We start from the raw sequence: 23,085 nt of genomic DNA, 5'->3' as shown, positions 1-23,085 counted from the left end.
CGCCTTGTGGGGGCCGCAAGTGCAAGATCGCGGGGGCGAGGGGGCGCGGGGAGGGAGGGCGGGTCAGCGGGTTGTGGACTCCTTGCGGGCCTGGTCGGCCAAGTGGGCCGGCATGGGCTCGTGGCGGGCGAACTCGCGCCGGAACGTGCCGGTGCCGGCCGTCATCGAGCGCAGCTCGACGGCGTACCGCAGCAACTCAGTCGCGGGCACCTCGGCGCGGACCAGCGTGCGCCCCTCGGCATCCGGATCCGGCTCGGTGCCGAGCACCCGGCCGCGCCGCCCGGACAGGTCGCCCATCACCGCGCCGACCGACGCGTCCGGCACCCGTACGGTGATCTCGTCGACCGGTTCCAGCAGCGCCGGCTGGCCCTTCTCGGCGGCGTCGCGCAGCGCCAGCGCGCCGGCGGTCTGGAACGCCGCGTCGGAGGAGTCGACGCTGTGCGCCTTACCGTCGACGAGCGTGACCCGCAGGTCCACCACCGGGTAGCCGGCGACCAGGCCGCGTTCCATCTGCGCCCGGACGCCCTTCTCCACCGACGGGATGTAGTTGTGCGGGACCGCGCCGCCGACCACCCGGTCGACGAACTCGAAGCCGGCGCCCCGGGGCAGCGGCTCCACCTCGATGTCGCAGACCGCGTACTGGCCGTGGCCGCCGGACTGCTTGACGTGCCGGCCGTGCCCGCGCGCGGCGGCGGTGAACGTCTCGCGCAGCGGCACCCGGACCGGCTCGGTGTCCAGCTCGACGCCGCCGCCGCGCAGCCGGTCGAGCACCACGTCGGCGTGCGCCTCGCCCATGCACCAGAGCACCAGCTGGTGGGTCTCCGCGTTGCGTTCGAGCCGCAGCGTCGGGTCGCCGGCGACCAGCCGGGACAGGTTGCGGGCCAGCGCGTCCTCGTCGGCCCGGCTGCGCGCCACGATCGCCACCGGCAGCAGCGGCTCCGGCATCTCCCAGGGCGCGATGAGCAGCGGTTCGTCCTTGGCCGAGATGGTGTCGCCGGTCTCGGCGCTGCCCGACTTGGTGATCGCGCACAGGTCACCGGCGACGCAGGCGGGCACCTCGCGCAGCGTCGCGCCGAGCGGGCTGTAGACGTGACCGACCCGCTCGTCGGCGTCGTGGTCCGGGTGGCCGCGCTCGGCCATGCCGTGGCCGGACACGTGGATCACCTGGTCGGGGCGGAGCGTGCCGGAGAAGACGCGGACCAGCGAGACCCGCCCGACGTGCCGGTCGACTGTCGTCTTGACCACCTCGGCGACGAGCGGGCCGTCCGGGTCGCAGGTCAGCGGCGGGCGGGGCGAGCCGTCCACGCCGGTCACCGCGGGCAGGTCGTGCTCCAGCGGCGACGGGAACGCCGCGACCAGGCCGTCGAGCAGCGCGTCCAGGCCGACGCCGGTCTCCGCGCAGACCGGCACCACGGGGTAGAAGTGGCCGCGGGCGACGGCCGTCTCCAGGTCGGTGATCAGCACCTCGGGGTCGATCTCCTCGCCGCCGAGGTAGCGGTCCATCAGGGTCTCGTCCTCGCTCTCCGCGATGATCCCCTCGATCAGCTCGTTGCGGGACTCCTGGATGGCCGGCAGGTGCTCCGGGTCCGGCTCGCGCACCGCCGCCGGCAGCCCGTCGGAGTAGTCGAACACCCGGCGGGTGATCAGCCCCATCAGGCCGGCCACCGACTCGCCGTCGTCGCCGAGCATGGGCAGGTAGAGCGGGAGCACGTTGTCGCCGAAGACGCGCTGGCACAGCGCGACCGCCTCGTCGAAGTCGGCGCGCGGGTGGTCCAGCCGGGAGACGGCGACCGCCCGGGGCATGTCGACGGCGGCGCACTCCTCCCAGAGGGCGGCGGTGGCGGCGTCCATCCCGTCGACGGCGGAGACCACGAACAGCGCCGCGTCGGCGGCCCGCAGCCCGGCGCGCAGCTCGCCGACGAAGTCGCCGTAGCCCGGCGTGTCCAGCAGGTTGACCTTGACGTCGCGGTGCATCAGCGGGGCGCAGGCCAGGCTCACCGAGCGCTGCTGGCGTACGGCGGCGGGGTCGTGGTCGCAGACGGTGGTGCCCTCGGTGACGGCGCCGGCCCGGCCGATCGTGCCACCGGCGGCCAGCAGCGCCTCGACGAGTGTCGTCTTGCCGGCGCCGGAGTGCCCGACGAGCACCACGTTGCGAACCCTGCCGGGCTCGGTCACCACCGGCGCGCCGCCGGTGACACCCTTCTCGTTCTTCTGCGCCATCGCGGCGCACCTCCCTCAACCGGTGGTGGTGGCGACCGCCGCGGGCGACGGGGGAGCGGACCCGGGACGGGCGCCGCGGCGATATCTTCCGGTGATCTCCTGCTGGACGGGAACGCGGACCGGTGATCCGGTGAACTGGCTCACCTCCCGGCTCGATCTCACACCCGCACGGGTGCCCGCACAAGGGCCGCCGGGCGGGTCGTACGCCCGGCTGTGTCCCCGGCGGTTGCGGGCCGTTATCGTGGGACCGCCATGGCGAAGATCTTCCAAGTGACGGCCCGCGCGGGCATGACCCGCGTCGTGGAGCCGATCGCCCGCGCGCTGCTGCGTGCGGGCGTGTCCCCCAATGCGGTCACCGTGACCGGAACCGTCGGCGTGCTCGTCGGCGCGCTCGGCTTCGGCGCGCGCGGCCATCTGGTCGCCGGCGCGCTGATCGTCACGGTCTTCGCTCTCACCGACCTGCTCGACGGCACGATGGCGCGGATGAGCGGCGGGTCCACCCGGTTCGGGGCGTTCCTCGACTCGAGCATGGACCGGGTCGCCGACAGCGCGGTGTTCGGCGCGGTCGCGTACTGGCTGGCCACCGAGCACGACTACTCGGGCGTGGCGGCGGCGCTGATCTGCCTGGCCGCGGGTGGGCTGGTCTCCTACGTCAAGGCCCGCGCCGAGGGCCTCGGGATGACCTGCAACGTGGGCATCGCCGAGCGCACCGAGCGGCTGCTCATCGTCGGCGTCGGCGGCCTGCTCACCGGCGTCGGCGTCGATCCGGCGCTGGAGATCGCGCTCTGGCTGCTCGCCGCCGTCTCGATCTTCACGGTGGGTCAGCGGATGGCCCACGTGTACCGCCAGGCCCAGCGGGTCGGCGCCGAGTGAACCTGACCGAGGCGGGCTTCGTCGCGGGCTGGCGCCTGGTCCGGGCGCTGCCCCGGCCCGTCGCGGCGGCGGCCTTCCGGATGGGCGCCGACCGCGCCCACCGCAAGGACGGCGGGGGTACGCGCCGGCTGCGCGCCAACCTGCGCCGGGTGGTCGGCCCGGAGATGCCGGACGCGGAACTGGACGCGCTGGTGCGCGACGGGCTGCGCTCGTACGCCCGGTACTGGATGGAGGCGTTCCGGCTGCCCGGCCTGAGCCGCACGGACATCCTCGCCGGGTTCCGCCTCGACGGGCAGGAACTGCTCGCCGCCGACGTGGCGGCCGGGCGCGGCGCCGTGGTGGCGCTGCCGCACGCCGGCAACTGGGACGCCGCGGGCGCCTGGGTGGCGGCCACCGGCTGGCCGATGACCACGGTGGCGGAGCGGCTGCCGGACGGCGTCTACGAGCGGTTCGTCGGGTTCCGGGAAGGGCTGGGCATGGAGATCCTGCCCAACACCGGCGGCCCGCGTCCCGCGTTCGACGTGCTGGTGGACCGGCTGCGCGCCGGTCACGTGGTGCCGCTGCTGGCCGACCGGGACCTGTCCGCGCGCGGCGTGGAGGTGGACTTCTTCGGCGGCCGGACCCGGATGCCGGCCGGTCCCGCGCTGCTGGCGATCCGTACCGGCGCCCCGCTCTACGTGGCCTCGATGTGGTACGAACCGGACGCGGCGTGCGCCTCGATCGAGGGCCCGCTGCCGCTGCCGGACCCGGACAGCGCGCCGCTCGACGAGCGGGTGCGTGCGGTGACGCAGCGGATTGCCGACGGTCTGGCGGCGGGCATCGCCCGGCATCCGCAAGACTGGCACATGTTGCAGCGGATGTGGCTGGACCAGGGCCGGGACGGTACGCCCATGTCGGCGCAGCCACCGGCCACCACCGGGACGGTCTAGGGGGCGCAGTGCGTATCGGCATCGTGTGCCCGTACTCGTTCGACGTGCCGGGCGGCGTGCAGAACCACGTCATGGACCTGGCCGAGGCGCTGCTCGGGCTCGGCCACGAGGTGAGCGTGCTGGCGCCCGCCGACGAGGACTCGGCGCTGCCGCCGTACGTGGTGTCGGCGGGCCGGGCGGTGCCGTTGCCGTACAACGGGTCGGTGGCCCGGATCGCGTTCGGCCCGGTCTCCGTCGCCCGGGTGCGGCGCTGGATCACCCGCGGCGACTTCGACGTGCTGCACGTGCACGAGCCGCTGACGCCGAGCCTGTCGATGCTGGCGGTGCTCTGCGCCCGCGGCCCGGTGGTGGCGACCTTCCACACCGCGATGACCCGCTCCCGGGTGATGTCGGCCGCGCAGGGCGTGCTCCAGATCGTGCTGGAGCGGATCACCGCCCGGATCGCGGTCAGCGCGCTGGCCCGCAAGGTGCAGGTCGAGCACATGGACGGCGGCGCGGTGGAGATCCCGAACGGGGTGGCGGTGGCGAAGTTCGCCGGGGTGCCGCCGCTGCCGGGCTGGCCGGGGGAGTGCGCCCCGGGCACCGGCGGCACGCTGGGGTTCCTGGGCCGTTTCACCGAGCCGCGCAAGGGCTTCCCGATCCTGCGGGACGCGTTCGTCGCGCTGGCGGCGCACCGGCCCGGGCTGCGCCTGCTGGTCGCCGGGCCGGGCGACGCCGACGAGCTGTACGGGCGGTTCCCGGCCGGCCTGCGTGACCGGGTCACGTTCCTCGGCCTGGTCTCCGAGGCGGACAAGGCACGCATGCTGCGCAGCGTGCACCTCTACGTCGCACCGAACACCGGAGGGGAGTCCTTCGGGATGATCCTCACCGAGGCGCTCGCCGCCGGCACCACGGTGGTCGCGAGCGACCTGGACGCGTTCCGCCGGGTGCTCGACGGCGGGCGGGCCGGGCGGCTGTTCCCGACCGGCGACGCGGTGGCACTGGGCGCCGCGCTGTCCGAACTGCTCGACGACGACGGCCGCCGCGCCGGGCTCACCGCCTGCGGCGACCAGGTGGTGGCGAATTTCGACTGGCCCGTGGTTGCCCGCCGCGTTCTGGAGGTATACGCAGCCGCGATCGAGGCCACCGACGGCCGGGTCATGGACCAGGAGTGGGCGGGTCTGGGCTGACCGCTGTGGCCGCTGCGGCCGCTGTGACGAGCGCGTCGACCGGTGCACCGCGCCGGCCGGCCGGGATGAGGAGCAGCACTACGATGCCGGGCATGTGGTGGGTGGTGGGCGCGGTCGCGGTGCTCGGGCTGCTCTCGGCGTACCTGATCTGGACCTCCGGCCGCGTGCAGCGGCTGCAGGTCCGCGCGGACTCGGCGGCCCGCGCGCTCGACGCGCACCTGCTGCGCCGCGCGGCCGCCGCCGCGGTCCTGGCCGAGCAGCGGTACGGCGTGGAGCTGTACGCCGCCGCCCGGATCGCGCTGGACGCCGCTCCGGAGGAGCGCGAGGCGGCCGAGAACGACCTGACCCGGCAGTTGCGCGGGGTGCGGCTGGACCCGGACGACCCGGCGTGCGCGGCGGTGATCGCGGCCAGCCGGCGGCTGGCGCTGGCCCGGCAGGTGCACACCGACCTGGTCCGGGACGCCCGCTCGGCGCGAGGGCGTCCGGTGGTACGGCTGTTCCGGATGGGGCGCGGCCGGGAGTGGCCGCGCTACTTCGACATCGACGATCCCACGCTGGCCTCGCACGCGGACGTGACCACCGGCTGATCGCCACCGGCCGTGACGGGGGCCACACGGCAGGCCACCGGGGGTTCGATTGGCGCTCGGATCGGCGTCGCGCCGGTCGTAGCATTCCTGCGCAGTCACCTCCCGAGCACGCCGAGGAGCGATGTCCCGTGTCTGAATCCGCAGCCCCGACCACCGCCACCGCCGTCGGCACCGCCCGCGTCAAGCGCGGCATGGCCGAGATGCTCAAGGGCGGTGTGATCATGGACGTGGTCACCCCCGAGCAGGCGAAGATCGCCGAGGACGCCGGCGCGGTCGCCGTGATGGCCCTGGAGCGCGTACCGGCCGACATCCGCGCGCAGGGCGGCGTGTCCCGGATGAGCGACCCGGACATGATCGACGGCATCATCGCGGCCGTCTCGATCCCGGTGATGGCCAAGGCCCGCATCGGCCACTTCGTCGAGGCGCAGATCCTCCAGGCGCTCGGCGTCGACTACGTCGACGAGTCCGAGGTGCTGACCCCGGCCGACTACGCGAACCACATCGACAAGTGGGCGTTCACCGTGCCGTTCGTGTGCGGGGCGACGAACCTGGGCGAGGCGCTGCGCCGGATCACCGAGGGCGCTGCGATGATCCGCTCGAAGGGCGAGGCGGGCACCGGGGACGTCTCCAACGCGACCACCCACATGCGCAAGATCCGGCAGGAGATCCGCCGGCTCCAGTCGCTGCCCGACGACGAGCTGTACGTCGCGGCCAAGGAGCTCCAGGCCCCGTACGAGCTGGTCAAGGAGGTCGCCGAGCAGGGCAAGCTGCCGGTCGTGCTGTTCACCGCCGGCGGCATCGCGACCCCTGCGGACGCGGCCATGATGATGCAGCTCGGCGCCGAGGGCGTCTTCGTCGGCTCGGGCATCTTCAAGTCCGGCAACCCGGCCCAGCGGGCCGCCGCGATCGTCAAGGCGACCACGTTCCACGACGACCCGGACGTGCTCGCCAAGGTCTCCCGCGGCCTCGGCGAGGCGATGGTCGGCATCAACGTCGACGAGATCCCCCAGCCGCACCGGCTCGCCGAGCGCGGCTGGTGAGCCGGGCGTGACGGGACCCGTGATCGGCGTGCTCGCCCTCCAGGGCGACGTACGCGAGCACGTCGCCGCGCTGGCCGGTGCGGGCGCGGACGCCCGGCCGGTGCGGCGGCCGGGCGAGCTGGACGCGGTCGACGGCCTGGTGGTGCCCGGCGGCGAGTCGACCACGATCAGCAAGCTGGTGGACATCTTCGAGATGCGCGAGCCGATCGACAAGCGGATCGCCGCCGGCATGCCGGTCTACGGCTCCTGCGCCGGCCTGATCATGCTGGCGGCCGAGGTGCTGGACGGCCGCCCCGACCAGCGCGGTTTCGCCGGCGTCGACATGACGGTGCGGCGCAACGCGTTCGGCCGCCAGGTCGACTCGTTCGAGGCGCCGGTGGCGCTCACCGGCGTCGACGGCGGCCCGTTCCACGCGGTGTTCATCAGGGCTCCCTGGGTGGAGCGCGTCGGCCCGGACGTGGAGGTGCTCGGCCGGGTGACCGAGGGCCCGGCCGCGGACCGGATCGTCGCGGTGCGGCAGGGCAACCTGCTGGCCACGTCGTTCCACCCCGAGCTGACCGGCGACCTGCGGCTGCACCGCCTCTTCGTGGAGCTGGTCCGGGCCGCTTCCTGAGCGGCCGGTCCGTCCCCGGTTGTGCCGGTTCGGGTGGGCCGGGACGGGCCGCTGCCGTGCGGTGCGTGACAGTGCCCCGGCTCCCGCCGGTAGGATTGCGGAGATTCGGCAGGGCCATCAGCCCGCCGCGGCTCCCAGCGAAGATCACGGCACCTCGACGTGCGCCGCCTTGGGAGCGGGGCGTGTGCGGTGCGGTCGATGCAGACGGCGGGTAGCAACGGAGGTAACAGATGTCCGGCCACTCAAAGTGGGCGACGACCAAGCACAAGAAGGCGGTCATCGACGCCAAGCGCGGCAAGATGTTCGCCAAGCTGATCAAGAACGTCGAGGTGGCGGCCCGTACCGGCGGCGGCGACCCGGCCGGCAACCCGACTCTCTACGACGCCATCCAGAAGGCGAAGAAGAACTCGGTCCCGAACGACAACATCGACCGCGCGGTCAAGCGCGGCTCCGGCCTGGAGGCCGGCGGCGCCGACTGGCAGACGATCATGTACGAGGGTTACGGCCCGAACGGCGTGGCGATGCTGATCGAGTGCCTCACCGACAACCGCAACCGCGCCGCCACCGAGGTGCGTACCGCGCTGACCCGCAACGGCGGCTCGCTGGCCGACGCGGGCTCGGTGTCGTACATGTTCTCCCGCAAGGGCGTGGTGATCGTCCCCAAGGGCGGCACGACCGAGGACGACGTGATGATGGCGGTGCTCGACGCCGGCGCCGAGGAGGTCAACGACCTCGGTGAGGCGTACGAGGTGGTCTCCGAGCCGGGTGACCTGATCGCGGTCCGCACCGCGCTGCAGGACGCCGGCATCGAGTACGAGTCGGCCGAGTCCTCCCTCATCCCCAGCGTGAACGTGCCGCTGGACGAGGAGGGCGCGCGCAAGATCTTCAAGCTGATCGACGTGCTGGAGGACTGCGACGACGTGCAGAACGTCTACGCCAACTTCGACGTCTCCGACGAGGTGATGGCCGCCGTCGGCTGAACCCGCCCCGACGCGCGGAGCGCCGGCCACCCCCATCGGGTGGCCGGCGCTCGCCGTCTCGCGGTCAGCCGATCGGCTCGCGCTGCCGCCACGCCGCCCGCACCGAGGTCCGCCCGTTGGTGCGCAGCAGCGAGCCCTCGTAGACGCGCGCCCCGGCGAGCAGGAACCCGGCCGCCGCGAGCAGCAGCAGCGCCAGCGACACGAACGGCTCCCACGTCGCCGCGTCGCCGGTGAACAGCCGCACCGGCATCGCGGTGGGCGAGGAGATCGGCAGGTACGACAGGATCCGCATCGCGGCGGCGTTGTCGTTGAGGAACACCACGGCGAAGAACGGCGCCATCACCGCGAGCTGCACCGGCGTGGACGCCCCGGCGATGTCCTCCTGCCGGTTCACCAGCGCCCCGGCGGCCGCCCACATCGCCGCGAGCAGCAGGAAGCCGCACAGGAAGAACGGCACGAACCAGCCGACCGCCGGCGCGATCAGGCCCAGCAGGTCACCGCCGCCGGTCAGGCGCATCCCGATCAGCGCGGCGGCCGCGATCAGGGTGATCTGCCCCAGCGCCAGCGCGCCCGCGGCGAGGATCTTGCCGGCCAGCAGCGCCCGGGCCGGCACGGCGGCGACCAGGATCTCCACGATCCGGGTCTGCTTCTCCTCGGTGACGCTCTGCGCGATCTGCAACCCGAACGTCTGCGACATGAAGAAGAAGACGAACGCGAACGCGAACGGCACCAGGTAGGCGACGAGCGGGTCCACCGCGTCCGGGTCCAGCAGCTTCACCTGCGGTGCCGCGCTGAGCGCGGAGACCACGTCGTCCGGGGCCCGCTCGTCGGCGACCACGACCGGACCGGTCACCACAGCGGCGTCCGCGTCGCCGTCGCGTACTGCCTGCTCGGCGGCGCCGTCGTCGGCGACCAGCACGACGTCCAGCCCGGCCGCGCGCAGCGGTTCGGCGCCGGCGGCGGTCACCGCCACTGTGGACGGGCCGCTGCTCAGCATCGCCGGCACCACTGTGGCGACGACGGCGAGCAGCAGGAAGATCAGCGTGCTGTAGAGGAACGTCTTGTCGCGGACCTTGACCTTGATCTCGCGGGCGGCGACCAGCCGGGCAGCCTGGAACGTGTTCACTGGTTGACCTCTCGGAAGATCTCGGCGAGGGACGGGGTGACCGGGCCGAAGGCGCGCACCGAACCGCGGGCCAGCGCCGCGCGCAGCACCGACTGGTCGTCGGCGGGCGGGTCCACCTCGAACACGGCGCGCGCGCCGTCGAGGTCGACCAGCCGCACGCCGGGCTGGTCCCGCAGCCAGCCGGCGTCGCCGTCGACCACGAGCGAGAACCGGGGCAGCGTGTACGCGGCGCGCAGCTCCTCGCGGGCGCCGGCGGCCCGGATCGTGCCGCCCGCGATGAGCACCAGGTCGTCGCAGAGCCGCTCCACCACGTCGAGCTGGTGGCTGGAGAACAACACCGGCGCGCCGGCGGCGGCGCGTTCCCGCAGCACGGCGACCACCATGTCGACGGCGAGCGGATCGAGCCCGGAGAACGGCTCGTCCAGGATCAGCACCTCCGGGTCGTGCACCAGCGCGGCGGCGATCTGCGCGCGCTGCTGGTTGCCGAGCGACAGCGTCTCCAGCAGGTCGTCGGCCCGCTCGCCGAGACCGACCCGCTCCAGCAGCGCGTCGGTACGCCGGCGGGCTCCGGCGGCGTCCAGCCCGTACAGGCGGCCGAGGTGGACCACCTGCTCGCGGGGCGTCATCTTCGGGTAGAGGCCGCGTTCCTCGGGCATGTAGCCGAACCGGGCCCGGGCCTCGCGGCTGAGCGGCTGCCCCCGCCACGTCACCTGGCCCGCGTCCGGGGCGAGCACGCCGAGGATGATCCGCATGGTGGTGGTCTTGCCGGCGCCGTTGCCGCCGACGAATCCGGTCATGCGCCCGGCGGTCACGTCGAAGGAGACGTCTTTGAGCACCTGACGGCCGCCGAAGCTGCGGTCGACGCCGTCGAGGCGGAGCACGCTGGTCATGATCCCGACGCTACGGCCGGTCCTCACCCCCGTCGTCCCACCACGGGGCGATCACGGGGTCCGTCGCACGGCGGACGGGCGTCATCCGCCCGGTCGCACCACCCCGTGCTCGTACGCGAACACCACTGCCTGCACCCGGTCGCGCAGCCCGAGCTTGGCCAGCACGCGGCTGACGTGGGTCTTCACCGTCGCCTCGCCGACGCGCAGGGCGTCCGCGATCTCGGCGTTGCTCGCACCGCTCGCGACCAGCTCCAGCACCTCCCGCTCACGCGGGGTCAGATCCGCCGTCGCCGCGTCGTGGCGGGGGTCCGGCGGTGCCGCGCCGGGACGGGCGAACGTGGAGATCACCCGCCGGGTGAGCGCCGGCGCGATCAGCCCTTCGCCGCGCGCCACCACCCGGACCGCCTCGACCAGGTCCTCCGGGGTGCCGTTCTTGAGCAGGAAGCCGCTCGCCCCGGCGCGCAGCGCGGCGAACAGGTAGTCGTCCCTGTCGAACGTGGTGAGGATCAGCACCGCCGGTCCGCCCGGCGTCGTGTCGCCGGTGATCCGGCGGGTGGCCTCCAGCCCGTCGAGGACCGGCATCTCCACGTCCATCAGCACCACGTCCGGCCGCAGCGCGGACGCCATCGACACGGCGCGCTGCCCGTCGGCGGCCTCGCCGACCACCTCGATGTCGTCCTCGACCTCCAGGATCACCCGGAAACCGGTCCGGACCAGGTGCTGGTCGTCGACGAGCAGCACCCGCACCGGCGCGCTCACGCGGCCCGCCCGGCGGCCTCGACCGGCAGCGGCATGCGGGCCCGGACCCGGAACCCGCCGCCGGGGCGCGGCCCGGCCTCCACCTCACCGCCGTGCGCGGCGACCCGTTCCCGCATGCCGATCAGGCCCAGCCCGGCCCCGGCCGCCGGTACGCCACCGTGTCCGTCGTCGCTCACGTCGATCTCCAGTTCCCTCGCCAGATAGCGGATGCGCACGTCCAGCGTGGTGGCGTGGGCGTGCTTGACCACGTTCGTCACCGCCTCCTGCACGATCCGGTACGCCGCCTGCGACACCGAGCGGGGCAGCGGCGCCGGTTCCCCGTACACCCCGAGTTCGGCCCGCAGCCCGGTGTCCCGGGCCCGGTCGACGAGCGCGGCGACCTGGTCGATGCCGGCGGTGTCCTCCGGGGCGGCGGCCGCGCCGGCCGCGGCGTCCGGGTCGCGAAGCACGCCGAGCATCCGGCGCAGCTCGTCGACTGACGTGCGGGCCGTCTCCTCGATCGCGGCCAGGGCGGTCCGCGCCTTGTCCCGGTCCCGGTCGAACACGCGCCGGCACGCGGCGGCCTGCACGCCCATCACCGACACGTGGTGGGCGACCACGTCGTGCAGCTCGCGGGCGATGCGGACCCGCTCGCCCATCACCGCGCGCTCGCGCGCCTCGACCTGTGAGCGGCGCAGTTGCTCGGCCTGCTCCCGCAGTTCGTACCGGCGGCGCGCGGCCACCCAGGCGGTCTGCCCCGAGTAGTAGGCGAACCCGAAGAACAGCACGTTGTAGAGCACGCCGTTGACCACGGCGGCGAGCACCGGCGGCACCGGGCCGGCGGCGTCGGCGAAGGAGGCCGCCGAGATCTGGTCGGCCCGCAGCGCGAGGGACAGCCAGAGCCAGGCGAACATCGCGACGATGATCCCCGCCCGCAGCCGCCCGGCCAGCCGCCGGTCGGTGCCCCACGCGCCGAGCGTGAACAGGGCGGCGAACAGCGCGCCCGACGGGAGCTGCGCCAGCGGGACGGCCCGCGCCTGCCCGGCGACGAAGGCGACGGCGACGATCACCGCGACGGTGGCGGGCCACCGCCGCCGCACGGCCAGCGGGGCGGTCACCGCGACGGTCCACCAGACCTGCTCGGCCACGCTCGGCGGCGGCCCGAGCAGGAAGGCCCCGGTGCTGTACGCCAGGGTCAGCTCGAACAGGGCCAGCACGGTGACCGCGAGCCCGACCCAGAGGTCGGCGCGGTACTGCGCGGCCGTGGGAGCCGGCCGGCGCCAGGCGGTGGTGGGTGCGGTGCTCACCGTACGACCATGCCACCGGCCGGGCCGCCGTGGTGCCCGGGGCGTAATCGGGTGGGCCGGACGACAGCCACGACGTAGCCTGCCGGGGTGTTCGTGCCCGATCTGCCGATACGCACCGAGCGGCTGCTGCTGCGCGCCTTCACCGCCGGTGACCTGGCGGTGCTCCGGGACTACCGGGGCCGCCCGGAGGTCACCCGGTTCCTCTACCACGAGCCGTACGACGACGCCGCCGCCCGCGCGGCGATCGACCGGCTGGTCCGGCGGACCGCGCTGCGCGCTCCTGGCGACGTGCTCAACCTGGCGGTGACGCTGGCGGACACCGGCGAGTTCGTCGGCGACGTGCTGCTGAGCTGGACCAGCGGCGAGCACCGGCAGGGCGAGATCGGGTACGTGGCGCACCCCGGTCACACCGGCCGGGGGTACGTCACCGAGGCGGCCCGGGAGATGCTGCGCGCCGGATTCGAGGGGCTGGGGCTGCACCGGATCGTCGGCCGGCTGGACGCCCGCAACACCGCCTCGGCCCGGGTGCTGGAGCGGCTCGGCATGCGCCGGGAGGCGCACCTGCGGGAGAACGAGTTCGTCAAGGGGGAGTGGACCGACGAGGTGGTCTACGCGCTGCTGGCCCGCGAGTGGCGGGCGGCGGCCTGAGCGGGCGGAGGCGGGCCCGGCGCGACGGCCGGGCCCGCCACTCCTCAGCAGCAGCAGCCCTGCCGGAACGACCGCTCGACGTACGACGCCAGACCGGCGGAGTAGAAGCCGACGCCGGGCCGGATCGGGTGGTCGCTGAACAGCTCGACCCGCGACCCGAACCGGACCAGGTACGCCTCGGCGTCACCCGCGTCGTTGCGGATCATGCTGCCGCGCGGCCCGTAGATGCGCTCCAGCTCGGCGAAGGACATCCCGACCGACCCGCCGGCCGGTGAGCGCGGCGGGGCGGTGGCCGTGCCCACCGAGACGAGCCGGCCGTCCCGGAAGGTCAGCATGATCGCCCCGGCCCAGGAGCCGGTGACGCCGGCGTGCACGATTCCGGGACAGCCCGGCGCGGTCCAGTCGATCAGCCCGGCCGCGACGAGCCGGTCCAGCCGGACGCCGATCCGGTACGGCCCGGCGCCACGGACGCTGAGCACCTCGTTCTCCGCGACGGTCGACCGGACGCGGGCCGGCGTGCCGTCGCCGTGGCCCGCGGTCGCCGGGTGCGCGGGCGCGGCGGAGGCGGCCGGCGCGCCGGCGGTGACCGGGACGATCCCGGCCAGCGCCAGCAGACCGGCGAGGATGGTGGACGGGAGACGGTTCATGGTGGATCTCCTTCGATCGGGTTCTCCTGTCCTGTTGGTCTCCGGCCGGCTCGGTTCGGTTCGGTGGATCGTCTACCGTCGACGTGACGGCGGCCGTGGTGGCGGTCCCGGAGGTGATGCGGATGATCACGCCGGCGCGGATCGGGGCGTACCGGGTGGAGCGTCTGCTCGGGACGGGGTCCTTCGCCACGGTCTGGCTCGCGTACGACCCGGCCCTGGCCGACCGGGTGGCGGTCAAGGTCCTGGCCGAGAACTGGAGCCACGACCTGCGGGTGCGGGAACGGTTCCTCGACGAGGCGCGGCTGCTGCGGCGGCTGGACGACGACCGCCTGGTCCGGGTGCACGCCCTGGGGGAGTTGCCCGACGGCCGCCCGTACGCCGTGCTGGCCTGGGCGGACGGCGGCAGCCTGCGGGACCGCCTGACCCGCGGTCCGCTGCCGGTGGGACGGGCGCTGACGGTGCTCGACGAGATCGCGGCGGGAGTGGCGGTGCTGCACCGGCACCGGGTGGTGCACCGTGACCTCACGCCGAGCAACGTCCTGTTCCACTCGGCGCCCGGCGGCGACCGGGTGCTCGTCGCCGACCTCGGCCTGGCCAAGGCGCTCGCCTCCGCCTCCGGGCTGACCGCGCGGGCCGGCACGCCCGGCTACATGGCGCCCGAGCAGGACGATCCGCTCGCCGTCGTCGACACCCGCGCCGACGTGTTCGGGCTGGGCCGCCTCGGGCTGCGGCTGCTCGGCCGGGAACGTCCACCGGTCGGTGCGGCCGACGGCCGGACGGCCGGCTCGCGGCTGCGTGCCGGGGTCCCCGCCGCCGTGGACACGGTGCTGCGGACCGCCACCGCCGTGCGCCCCGCCGACCGCTACCCGGACGCGGACGCGTTCCGGCAGGCGCTGCGGCGCGCGGTGGCAGGCGTGCCCGCGGGTGGCGGCGCGCGGCGCGCGGTGGCAGACGCACCCGCGGGTGGCGGCGCGCGGCGCGCATCCCGGCCACGCCTGGTCCCCGCCGCGGCGGCGGTCGTGCTGGCGCTCGCCGTCGCCGCCACGTGCGCGGCGGACGCGGTCCGCCCCGCCCCGGCCGGTGCGGTGGGCCGCAGCGGGCCGCTGACAGTGGTCCTGCCGGTCGGCTGGCGGGCCGAGGGGACCGGCTGGGCGGGACGGTACGGCGACGACGGCGACCTCGAACCGGCGCTGGTGATCTCCCCGGACCCGGGGGACTGGGCGGCCGACCCGGCGCTGCCCGGCGCGTTCGTCGGCCTCTCCACCGGTGCGGAGGGCCGGTCCGGTCCGGCGGCCTTCCTCGCCGGACGGGCCCACGAGGACTGTGCCGCGGCTGCGCCACGTCGCAGCCGGCCGGGTGGCGTGGAGTGGACGGTCGTCACGTACACCTGCCCCACCGGCCGCCCGGTCATCGTCGAGGCGGCCGCGCCGGCCACCGGCCGGGCCGGTCTGCTCTACGTCCAGCTCGTGCCGCCGCCGGACGTGGGCGCGGACTTCGTCGACCACGTGCTCGCCGGGGTGCGGGCCGGGTAGGCGGCGCCGTCAGACCACCACCACGGTGATCGGGTACGCGCGGCCGTCCTGCGGGACGGTGACCACCACCGTGCCGGTGCGCACGAACCGGATGTCCACCACACCGGCCTCGTAGCTGCGCGAGACCAGGTCCTCGCGGTCCACTGTGACCTCACCCGGCCCGATCCCCGTGATGCGCAGGATCCCGCCGGCGGCGAAGCAGAGGGACTTCAGCAGTGCCAGCTCGGTCTCGGCGAGCACCAGGTCGTAGCGGACCGGGCCGAAGCACGCGGCCGGGGCCGTGGTGCGTACCGACGGGGTGGGCCGGGTGGCCGGGGGCACGACCGGCGGTCGTGACCGCGTACCCGGGCTCGTCGGCGCGGCCCTCGACGGTGCCGGGACCGGGGTGCTCGCGCCCCGCGGAGCCGGGGTGGGGCCGGGCGGGGTCGCGGCGGTGGGTGGCGCGACGGCGACGGTGCTGGTCACCGCCGGTCGTACCGGCAGCGGCGAGACCGGACGGTCGGCGCAGGCGGGCGCCCCGGCGAGGGCGACGAGGGCGACGACCGCGAGGCGGCGCCGGCGGCGGGCCGGGTCACGCATCGGACAGCCGCGCCCGGAGCTGCCGGCGGGCCTCGTGGATGCGGGACTTCACGGTCCCCTCCGGCACGTCGAGCAGGCCGGCGATCTCCCGGTAGCTCAGCCCGAGCACGTCGCGCAGGGTCACCGCCTCGGCGAGGTCCGGCGGGACCGCGTCCAGCGCGTCGAGCAGGTCGAGCCGGGTGCCGGCGACCACGCTGGTCCGGCGCGGGTCGGGCCGGTCCGGCAGCGGGACGCCGCCGGCCTCCCGCTGCCACCGTCGCCGCAACGTGCGGTAGGTGGAGCGGGCCCGGTTGGCGGTGACCCGGTAGAGCCAGGTGTCGAACGACGAGCGGCCCTCGAACCCGGTGATCCCGTGGGCGAGCGCGAGCAGAGCGTCCTGGCAGGCCTCCTCGGCGTCCTGCCGGTGGGGCAGCAGCCGGGCGCACTGTCGCAGCACCTCCGGCCGTACGGCGGCCAGCAGGGCGTCGAGGGCCTCGCGGTCGCCGCGTGCCGCCGACCGGGCCAGCTCGTCTGTGCCGTCGGGGAGGGGCATCAGGGCGTCCCAGTGCTCGCCGGTGGTCCTGCCACCAGGCTATGCCCCGGGAGGCGGTGCCGCCCCGGCTGAGTCGGGCAGCCGACGGCGTCCCGCCCCGGCGCCGACGGCACCGGGGCGAGAAGGGGATCCGGTCCGGCGGCCTCTCGGCCGCCGGACCGGAGCCGTGCGTCAGCGGGCGGCGCGGGCGGCCTTGACCGCGCTGTCGGCCACGTCCCAGATCGTGACGAGCACGACCACCGCGGCGGCCACCCGGGCGACCTGGTCCGTGCCGCCCTCGCGCAGCCAGGCGAACCGGTCGACCAGCTCCGGGTTGAGCAGCCGGTCGGTGGCGAGCAGCCAGAGCACCGGGGCGGCGAAGGCCACGCCGAGCACCGCGTTGACCGCCACCAGCGGCCAGGTCCACCGCCCGGACCGGTACTTCGCGATCTCCAGGCCGACGGTGGCCAGCAGCACCACGATCAGGGCCGGCAGCCAGAAGCTCCAGAGAGCCGGGTCGAGCACCGCCATCCGGGAACCGTCGTCGGTGGTCCAGCGCTGGAAGTGCTGACCGATCAGGCCACCGACGGTGGCGAGCAGGAACACCACCGAGGCGATGCTGTCGGAGTGGCTGATCTGCCGCTCCCGGGTCTCCTCGGGAAGCTGGTCGACGGTCCACTCGGGCAGGCCGAGCGGGGTCCGGGTGCGTTCCAGCACGGCGAACACCAGCGTGACCCAGAACGCGATCTGCACCGCCGTCTGCATCGCCGCGACGACGGCCGCCCCGATCGCCGCACCCGGCTCGCCGTCGACGAGCGCCTTGGTGACGCCGGCGAGCACGCCGACGATCGCCGGGATCCAGGTGAGCAGCAGCCGCAGCAACCGCCACCACATCAGGAAGTAGCGTGGGCCGATGAGCTGCAGCGTGCGGTCGCTGTAACGGGCCGCGAGCTGCTCGGGGTTGCCCAGCTCGGTGAGCACCTCGCGCTCGGCGGAGGCGTGGTCCTGTCCGCCGGAGGTCCGGTCGTCGATCATGTCGGCGATGGAGCCGCGCAGCTCCTCGGCGAGTTCCAGGCGGCGCTGCGCGGGCACGGAACGCATGGTGGCGGCGACGTAACGGTCGGTCAGGGAACTCATCGTTCCGCTCCTTCGATCAGTTCGGTGACGGACGACCGCACCGCGGTCATGTCGTCGAGCAGGCGGTTCAGGACGTCCTGGCCGTCGTCGCTGGTCCGGTAGAACTTGCGCGGCCGGCTCTCCTCGGTGTTCCACTCGCTGGTCAGCAGGCCCTGGTCCTCCAGCCGGCGCAGCAGCGGGTAGAGCGTGTTGGCGTCGACCGCGAAGCCGTGCGCGGCCAGCCGTTGCAGCAGTGCGTATCCGTAGTCGGGACGGCGTAGGGCGACCAGGCTGGCCACCACGACAGTGCCGCGTCGTAGCTCCTGGAGGTGGGTCCGGAGGACCTCTTCGCTGACCATGTCCAACACGATAGTGTGTGTCACACACCATTGCAATAGAGAAGAACATCGCGTGGCGTACGCCAGCCGGTCGGAGAGACCCGGGCCACCCTCGGCGCGGACGGTGGAGCCCGCACGATCACCTCGGTAGGGTGGGTCGGTCGACTCCGACGCAGCTTGATCCACAACCCGGGGGGCGCCACGCATGGGCGATTCGTTCGCGCATCTGCACGTACACACCGAGTACTCGATGCTCGACGGGGCGGCCCGGCTCAAGGACCTCTTCGCCGAGGCGGCGCGGCTCGGCATGCCGGCGGTGGCGATCACCGACCACGGCAACATGCACGGCGCGAACGACTTCTACAAGCAGGCCATGGACGCCGGGGTCAAGCCCATCCTCGGCGTCGAGGCGTACGTCGCGCCGGAGTCGCGCTTCCACAAGGCGCGGGTCAAGTGGGGCCGCCCCGAGCAGAAGAGCGACGACGTCTCCGGCAACGGCGCGATCACCCACATGACCATGTGGGCGAAGAACCGCGACGGCCTGCACAACCTGTTCAAGCTCAACTCGCGCGCCTCCATGGAGGGCCACTACGTGAAGTGGCCCCGGATGGACATGGAGCTGATCGCCGAGCACGCCGAGGGCATCATGGCCACCACCGGCTGCCCGTCCGGCGCGGTGCAGACCCGGCTGCGGCTGGGCCAGTTCGACGAGGCGCTCAAGGTCGCCGCCGCGTACCAGGACATCTTCGGCAAGGACAACTACTTCCTGGAGATCATGGACCACGGCCTCGACATCGAGCGCCGGGTCCGCGAAGGGCTCACCGAGATCGCCCGCAAGCTCGACATCCCGCCGGTGGTCACCAACGACTCGCACTACACCCACGAGGCGCAGGCCGAGGCGCACGACGTGCTGCTCTGCGTGCAGACCGGCAGCAACGTCGCCGACCCGAACCGGTTCCGCTTCGAGGGTGGCGGCTACTTCGTCAAGTCCGCCGACCAGATGCGCGCCGTCGACTCCTCCGAGCTGTGGCAGCAGGGCTGCCGCAACACGCTGCTGGTGGCCGAGAAGGTCGACCCGGCGGGCATGTTCACGTTCCACAACCTGATGCCGCGGTTCCCGATCCCCGAGGGCGAGACCGAGGAGTCCTGGTTCCGCAAGGAGACCTTCGCCGGGCTCAAGCGCCGCTTCCCCGACGGCATCCCCGAGGGCCACGTCGTCCAGGCCGAGTACGAACTGGGCGTCATCATCCAGATGGGCTTCCCGTCGTACTTCCTCGTGGTCGCCGACTTCATCCAGTGGGCCAAGAGCCAGGGCATCGCGGTCGGCCCCGGGCGTGGTTCGGCGGCCGGCTCGCTCGTGGCGTACGCGCTGGGCATCACCGACCTCGACCCGATCCCGCACGGCCTGATCTTCGAGCGGTTCCTCAACCCCGAGCGCGTCTCCATGCCGGATGTCGACATCGACTTCGACGAGCGCCGGCGCGGCGAGGTCATCAAGTACGTGACCGACAAGTGGGGCGAGGACAAGGTCGCGCAGATCGCCACGTTCGGCACGATCAAGGCGAAGGCTGCGATCAAGGACTCGGCCCGGGTGCTCGGCTACCCGTACGCGGTCGGCGACCGGATCACCAAGGCCATGCCCCCGGCGGTGATGGGCAAGGACATCCCGCTGTCCGGCATCTTCGACCCGAAGCACCCCCGCTACGCCGAGGCGGGCGAGATCCGCGGCCTCTACGAGTCCGACCCGGACGTCAAGAAGGTCATCGAGACCGCCAAGGGCATCGAGGGCCTGATCCGGCAGACCGGTGTGCACGCCGCCGGCGTCATCATGTCCGCCGAGCCGATCATCGAGCACATCCCGCTGATGCGGCGCGACTCCGACGGCGTCATCATCACGCAGTTCGACTACCCGACCTGCGAGTCGCTCGGGCTGCTGAAGATGGACTTCCTCGGCCTGCGCAACCTGACGATCATCGACGACGCGGTGAAGAACATCCAGCTCAACCACGGCCGGGAGCTGGACCTGCTCGGCCTGCCGCTGGACGACAGGCAGGCGTACGAGCTGCTGGCCCGCGGCGACACGCTCGGTGTGTTCCAGCTCGACGGCGGGCCGATGCGCTCGCTGCTGCGGCTGATGAAGCCGGACAACTTCGAGGACATCTCCGCCGTCCTGGCGCTCTACCGGCCCGGCCCGATGGGCGTGGACTCGCACACCAACTACGCGCTGCGCAAGAACGGGCTCCAGGAGATCACCCCGATCCACCCGGAGCTGGAGGAGCCGCTGCGCGAGATCCTCGCGCCCACCTACGGCCTGATCGTCTACCAGGAGCAGGTGCAGCGCGCCGCGCAGATCCTCGCCGGCTACACGCTCGGCCAGGCGGATCTGCTGCGCCGGGCGATGGGCAAGAAGAAGAAGGAGATCCTCGACAAGGAGTTCATCCCGTTCCGGGACGGCTGCCGCGAGCGCGGCTACTCCGACGAGGCCATCCAGGCCGTGTGGGACGTGCTGGTGCCGTTCGCCGGCTACGCGTTCAACAAGGCCCACTCCGCCGCGTACGGCCTGGTCTCCTACTGGACCGCGTACCTCAAGGCGCACTACCCGGCCGAGTACATGGCCGCCCTGCTCACCTCGGTCGGTGACGACAAGGACAAGATGGCCATGTACCTGTCCGAGTGCCGCCGCATGCGCATCCAGGTGCTCCCGCCGGACGTGAACACCTCGGCCGGGCCGTTCACGCCGGTCGGCAAGGAGATCCGCTTCGGTCTCGGCGCGGTGCGCAACGTCGGCGCGAACGTGGTCGCCTCGATCATGCGGTGCCGGGAGGAGAAGGGCGACTACGCCGACTTCTACGACTTCCTGTCCAAGGTCGACGCGGTGGTCTGCAACAAGAAGACCATCGAATCGCTGATCAAGGCCGGGGCGTTCGACTCGCTCAAGCACCCGCGCAAGGGCCTGCTCGCCGTGCACGCCGACGCCATCGACGCGTACGCCGACGTCAAGCGCAAGGAGGCGGTCGGCCAGTACGACCTGTTCGGCGCCGGCTTCGGCGAGGCGGAGACCGGCGGCACCACCACTGTCATGCCGGTCATCGGCGAGGGGGAGTGGGACAAGCGCGACAAGCTCGCGTTCGAGCGCGAGATGCTCGGCCTGTACGTCTCCGACCACCCGCTGTTCGGCCTGGAACACGTGCTCGGGGCGGCCGCCGACACCACGATCGCCGCGCTGTCCGAGGAGGGCACCGTGCCCGACGGCGCGGTGGTCACGCTGGCCGGCATCCTCTCCGGCGTGCAGCGCCGGGTCACCAAACAGGGCCGGGCGTGGGCGTCGGCGACGCTCGAAGACCTCGCCGGCGGCGTGGAGACGCTGTTCTTCCCGAATACGTACGAGGTGATCGGGCAGTACATCGCCGAGGACGCCATCGTGGTGGTCAAGGGCCGGGTCGACCGGCGCGACGACACCCCGCGCATCATGGCGATGGACATGTCCATGCCGGACGTCACCAGCAACCCGGCCAACAAGCCGGTCACGCTGACCATCCCGGTGCACCGCTGCACGCCGCCGCTGGTGGAACGGCTCAAGGAGACGCTCGTGCTGCACCCCGGCGACACCGAGGTGCACGTCAAGCTGCTCAACGGCGGCAAGGTCACCACGCTGCGCCTCGGCCCGTTCCGGGTCGCGCCCACCACCGCGCTGATGGGTGACCTGAAGAGCGTCCTCGGCCCGGCCAACGTGAGCTGACCGGGCCGAGCGCCTCCGGCGCGACGCCGGGGACGTACCGCTAGACGCGGGTGACGCGGATGGCGTCGGCGATCACGTACCCGGTGCTGCCGGACCACCGGCTGACACCCACCTTGTTGGCGTCCCCGGCGGCCAGGGTGAAGGTGCCCAGCGAGCGCCACGCGCCGCCGTTCGCCGTCTGGTTCACCGAGACCGTCTGGTTGCCGCTCGTCGTCGCGACGATGTACGGCGTGGACGTGTTGTAGCCGGCCACTGCCGGATACCAGACCTCCACCCGGTAGGTGGCTGTCGCCGGGATGTTCACCTTGTACCAGGCGGTGTCGCTGGCCGCGACGGGGTTGGCGTACCGGTAGTCGGCGCCGTAGCGCTGCGCCGAGTACGTCGAGGTGCTCCAGTTGGCGCTCGCGGTGAACCGGCCGGCGGTGGTGTTGTCCACGATGGTCGACCAGGCCGTCGGCGGGGGCGTGGTGCCGCCGGTGACGAGCTGCATGTAGTAGGTCCAGTTCCAGTTCGAACCCGGGTCGGTGTGCGTCGCGCCCGGCACCTGGTTGTGCCCGATGATGTTGGTGCGGGTCTTCGGGATGCCGTACTTGTCGCACAGGTACCGGGTCAGCGCCGCCGACGACCGGTACATCGCGTCGGTGTACCAGGAGGCGTTGTCGACGTACCCCTCGTGCTCGATGCCGATCGACTGGGTGTTGTAGGTCCAGTTGCCGGCGTGCCAGGCGATGTCCTTGTCCCGCACCATCTGCGTCACCGCGCCGTCGGAGGAGCGGAGCAGGTAGTGCGCGCTGGTGCCGGCGGCGGCGTTCTGGAACCAGCTGATCGAGCCGGCGTAGCTGCCCTGCATGGTGTGGATGACGATGTAGTTGATCGGGTACGCCGACTCCCGGCTGGAGACCGTGTAGTTGGACGAGTTGGCCGGCACCCAGGCCGCCGGGCCGTAGTCGGTGCTCAGGGTGCCGAAGTCGCCGGTGCCCAGCGGCGCCACGTCGGCGTACCGCCCCCGCTGGGGCGCGACCGGGCGGCCGTCCACGCTGACCTCGCCGCCGGCCGTGGACGCGATGAAGCCCCGGGCGAGCAGGTCGTACACGGAGTCGGCGTACAGCCGGGCGGTGGCCGCGTCCGCCGAGCCGCCGTAGCGGGCGATCGGGCCGTACCACTGGTTGACGTCGTCGCGCTGCGCCGCGGTCAGCCCGGCCTCGTCGGCGTAGGAGCGCAGAACCGCCGCCGCGCCGGCCACGTTCGCCGCGTCCCGGGTACGCAGTTCGGCGCGGTCCAGCCGGGTCCGGCGCGCGGCCTCGTCGAGCGTGCGCACCTTCGGGTTGCTGGTCAGGTGCATCACGCCGTATCCGCCGGAGGCGCTGGGCTCGCCGCCGTGACCGTCCAGGCGGGTCTCGGCGTACCCGAGCGCGGCGAGCAGGTCGCGCGGCACGTCGGAGCCGGCGGCGGCCCGGTCGAAGGCGGCGGCGAGCGGTTGCGCGCCGTGCTGTGGCGCGGCCT

At 73.4% G+C, this 23,085-nt stretch carries 21 protein-coding genes; 10 read left to right on the top strand and 11 right to left on the bottom strand.

Annotated features, from left to right (window positions below):
- Positions 1-63: 63 nt before the first annotated feature.
- The gene (locus tag M8C11_RS05130; protein ID WP_252448574.1) at positions 64-2,220 is read right to left on the bottom strand and encodes an elongation factor G-like protein EF-G2; all 2,157 of its coding nucleotides are present in this window, start codon (positions 2,218-2,220) and stop codon (positions 64-66) included.
- A 252-nt stretch (positions 2,221-2,472) separates the two neighbouring features.
- Between M8C11_RS05130 and pgsA the strand changes: the two genes are divergently transcribed.
- The 7 genes from pgsA (at position 2,473) to M8C11_RS05095 (ending at position 8,411) form a co-directional block, all read left to right on the top strand.
- Positions 2,473-3,093 (top strand): phosphatidylinositol phosphate synthase, encoded by a 621-nt coding sequence (gene pgsA / locus M8C11_RS05125; RefSeq protein ID WP_120570572.1) that lies wholly within the window; start codon positions 2,473-2,475, stop codon positions 3,091-3,093.
- Positions 3,090-4,022, top strand: a complete 933-nt coding sequence (locus M8C11_RS05120) for a phosphatidylinositol mannoside acyltransferase (RefSeq protein WP_252448572.1) — start codon at positions 3,090-3,092, stop codon at positions 4,020-4,022. The genes pgsA and M8C11_RS05120 overlap by 4 nt, the downstream gene beginning before the upstream one ends.
- 8 nt (positions 4,023-4,030) lie before the next feature.
- Positions 4,031-5,191: a glycosyltransferase family 4 protein gene (locus M8C11_RS05115; RefSeq protein ID WP_121686014.1), complete on the top strand. Its 1,161-nt coding sequence runs from the start codon at positions 4,031-4,033 to the stop codon at positions 5,189-5,191.
- 83 nt (positions 5,192-5,274) lie between these two features.
- Complete coding sequence (locus M8C11_RS05110; RefSeq protein ID WP_120570569.1) at positions 5,275-5,778, top strand: hypothetical protein; 504 nt, start codon at positions 5,275-5,277, stop codon at positions 5,776-5,778.
- Positions 5,779-5,906: 128 nt separating this feature from the next.
- Positions 5,907-6,818 carry a pyridoxal 5'-phosphate synthase lyase subunit PdxS gene (gene pdxS / locus M8C11_RS05105; RefSeq protein ID WP_121686013.1) on the top strand — a complete coding sequence of 304 codons (912 nt, stop codon included), beginning with the start codon at positions 5,907-5,909 and terminating at the stop codon, positions 6,816-6,818.
- Positions 6,819-6,825: 7 nt separating this feature from the next.
- Positions 6,826-7,431 carry a pyridoxal 5'-phosphate synthase glutaminase subunit PdxT gene (gene pdxT, locus M8C11_RS05100; RefSeq protein ID WP_252448570.1) on the top strand — a complete coding sequence of 202 codons (606 nt, stop codon included), beginning with the start codon at positions 6,826-6,828 and terminating at the stop codon, positions 7,429-7,431.
- 230 nt (positions 7,432-7,661) lie between these two features.
- The gene (locus tag M8C11_RS05095) at positions 7,662-8,411 is read left to right on the top strand and encodes a YebC/PmpR family DNA-binding transcriptional regulator (RefSeq protein ID WP_043324998.1); all 750 of its coding nucleotides are present in this window, start codon (positions 7,662-7,664) and stop codon (positions 8,409-8,411) included.
- A 64-nt stretch (positions 8,412-8,475) separates the two neighbouring features.
- On the opposite strand, the gene M8C11_RS05090 is transcribed toward M8C11_RS05095, so the two are convergent.
- The 4 genes from M8C11_RS05090 to M8C11_RS05075 all read right to left on the bottom strand — a co-directional run bounded on the left by M8C11_RS05090 (position 8,476) and on the right by M8C11_RS05075 (position 12,472).
- Positions 8,476-9,537, bottom strand: coding sequence for an ABC transporter permease (locus M8C11_RS05090; RefSeq protein ID WP_252448569.1), 1,062 nt, complete (start codon positions 9,535-9,537; stop codon positions 8,476-8,478).
- Positions 9,534-10,427 (bottom strand): ABC transporter ATP-binding protein, encoded by an 894-nt coding sequence (locus M8C11_RS05085; RefSeq protein ID WP_121686010.1) that lies wholly within the window; start codon positions 10,425-10,427, stop codon positions 9,534-9,536. Before M8C11_RS05085 ends, M8C11_RS05090 begins: the two co-directional genes overlap by 4 nt.
- Positions 10,428-10,508: 81 nt before the next feature.
- Positions 10,509-11,186 carry a response regulator transcription factor gene (locus tag M8C11_RS05080; RefSeq protein ID WP_114919987.1) on the bottom strand — a complete coding sequence of 226 codons (678 nt, stop codon included), beginning with the start codon at positions 11,184-11,186 and terminating at the stop codon, positions 10,509-10,511.
- Positions 11,183-12,472 (bottom strand): sensor histidine kinase, encoded by a 1,290-nt coding sequence (locus M8C11_RS05075; RefSeq protein ID WP_252448568.1) that lies wholly within the window; start codon positions 12,470-12,472, stop codon positions 11,183-11,185. Before M8C11_RS05075 ends, M8C11_RS05080 begins: the two co-directional genes overlap by 4 nt.
- An 87-nt stretch (positions 12,473-12,559) precedes the next feature.
- On the opposite strand from M8C11_RS05075, the gene M8C11_RS05070 reads away from it, so the two are divergent.
- Positions 12,560-13,120 (top strand): GNAT family N-acetyltransferase, encoded by a 561-nt coding sequence (locus tag M8C11_RS05070; RefSeq protein ID WP_252448567.1) that lies wholly within the window; start codon positions 12,560-12,562, stop codon positions 13,118-13,120.
- A 44-nt stretch (positions 13,121-13,164) separates the two neighbouring features.
- Here M8C11_RS05070 and M8C11_RS05065 read toward each other — a convergent pair whose 3' ends face one another.
- Positions 13,165-13,767 (bottom strand): hypothetical protein, encoded by a 603-nt coding sequence (locus M8C11_RS05065; protein WP_252448566.1) that lies wholly within the window; start codon positions 13,765-13,767, stop codon positions 13,165-13,167.
- A gap of 83 nt (positions 13,768-13,850) precedes the next feature.
- Between M8C11_RS05065 and M8C11_RS05060 the strand changes: the two genes are divergently transcribed.
- The gene (locus M8C11_RS05060; RefSeq protein ID WP_252448565.1) at positions 13,851-15,299 is read left to right on the top strand and encodes a serine/threonine-protein kinase; all 1,449 of its coding nucleotides are present in this window, start codon (positions 13,851-13,853) and stop codon (positions 15,297-15,299) included.
- Positions 15,300-15,308: 9 nt separating this feature from the next.
- On the opposite strand, the gene M8C11_RS05055 is transcribed toward M8C11_RS05060, so the two are convergent.
- The 4 genes from M8C11_RS05055 to M8C11_RS05040 form a co-directional block, all read right to left on the bottom strand.
- Entirely contained in the window at positions 15,309-15,878 is a 570-nt protein-coding gene (locus tag M8C11_RS05055) for a hypothetical protein (RefSeq protein ID WP_252448564.1), read from the bottom strand.
- Positions 15,871-16,410, bottom strand: coding sequence for an RNA polymerase sigma factor (locus tag M8C11_RS05050; RefSeq protein ID WP_120570558.1), 540 nt, complete (start codon positions 16,408-16,410; stop codon positions 15,871-15,873). Before M8C11_RS05050 ends, M8C11_RS05055 begins: the two co-directional genes overlap by 8 nt.
- A 171-nt stretch (positions 16,411-16,581) precedes the next feature.
- Positions 16,582-17,526 (bottom strand): permease prefix domain 1-containing protein, encoded by a 945-nt coding sequence (locus tag M8C11_RS05045; RefSeq protein ID WP_252448563.1) that lies wholly within the window; start codon positions 17,524-17,526, stop codon positions 16,582-16,584.
- Positions 17,523-17,864: a PadR family transcriptional regulator gene (locus tag M8C11_RS05040; RefSeq protein ID WP_091424162.1), complete on the bottom strand. Its 342-nt coding sequence runs from the start codon at positions 17,862-17,864 to the stop codon at positions 17,523-17,525. Before M8C11_RS05040 ends, M8C11_RS05045 begins: the two co-directional genes overlap by 4 nt.
- Before the next feature lie 184 nt (positions 17,865-18,048).
- On the opposite strand from M8C11_RS05040, the gene dnaE reads away from it, so the two are divergent.
- The gene (dnaE, locus tag M8C11_RS05035) at positions 18,049-21,582 is read left to right on the top strand and encodes a DNA polymerase III subunit alpha (RefSeq protein ID WP_252448562.1); all 3,534 of its coding nucleotides are present in this window, start codon (positions 18,049-18,051) and stop codon (positions 21,580-21,582) included.
- Positions 21,583-21,622: 40 nt separating this feature from the next.
- Here the strand turns inward: dnaE and M8C11_RS30690 are convergent, their stop codons facing one another.
- A complete protein-coding gene (locus tag M8C11_RS30690; RefSeq protein WP_374667244.1) occupies positions 21,623-22,573 on the bottom strand; it encodes an N-acetylmuramoyl-L-alanine amidase in 951 nt (316 codons plus the stop codon).
- Positions 22,574-23,085 lie beyond the last annotated feature (512 nt).

The sequence above is a fragment of the Micromonospora sp. CPM1 genome (assembly GCF_023896895.1).
Classification (GTDB): Bacteria; Actinomycetota; Actinomycetes; order Mycobacteriales; family Micromonosporaceae; genus Micromonospora; species Micromonospora tulbaghiae.
This window is presented reverse-complemented; position numbering and strand designations above follow the sequence as displayed.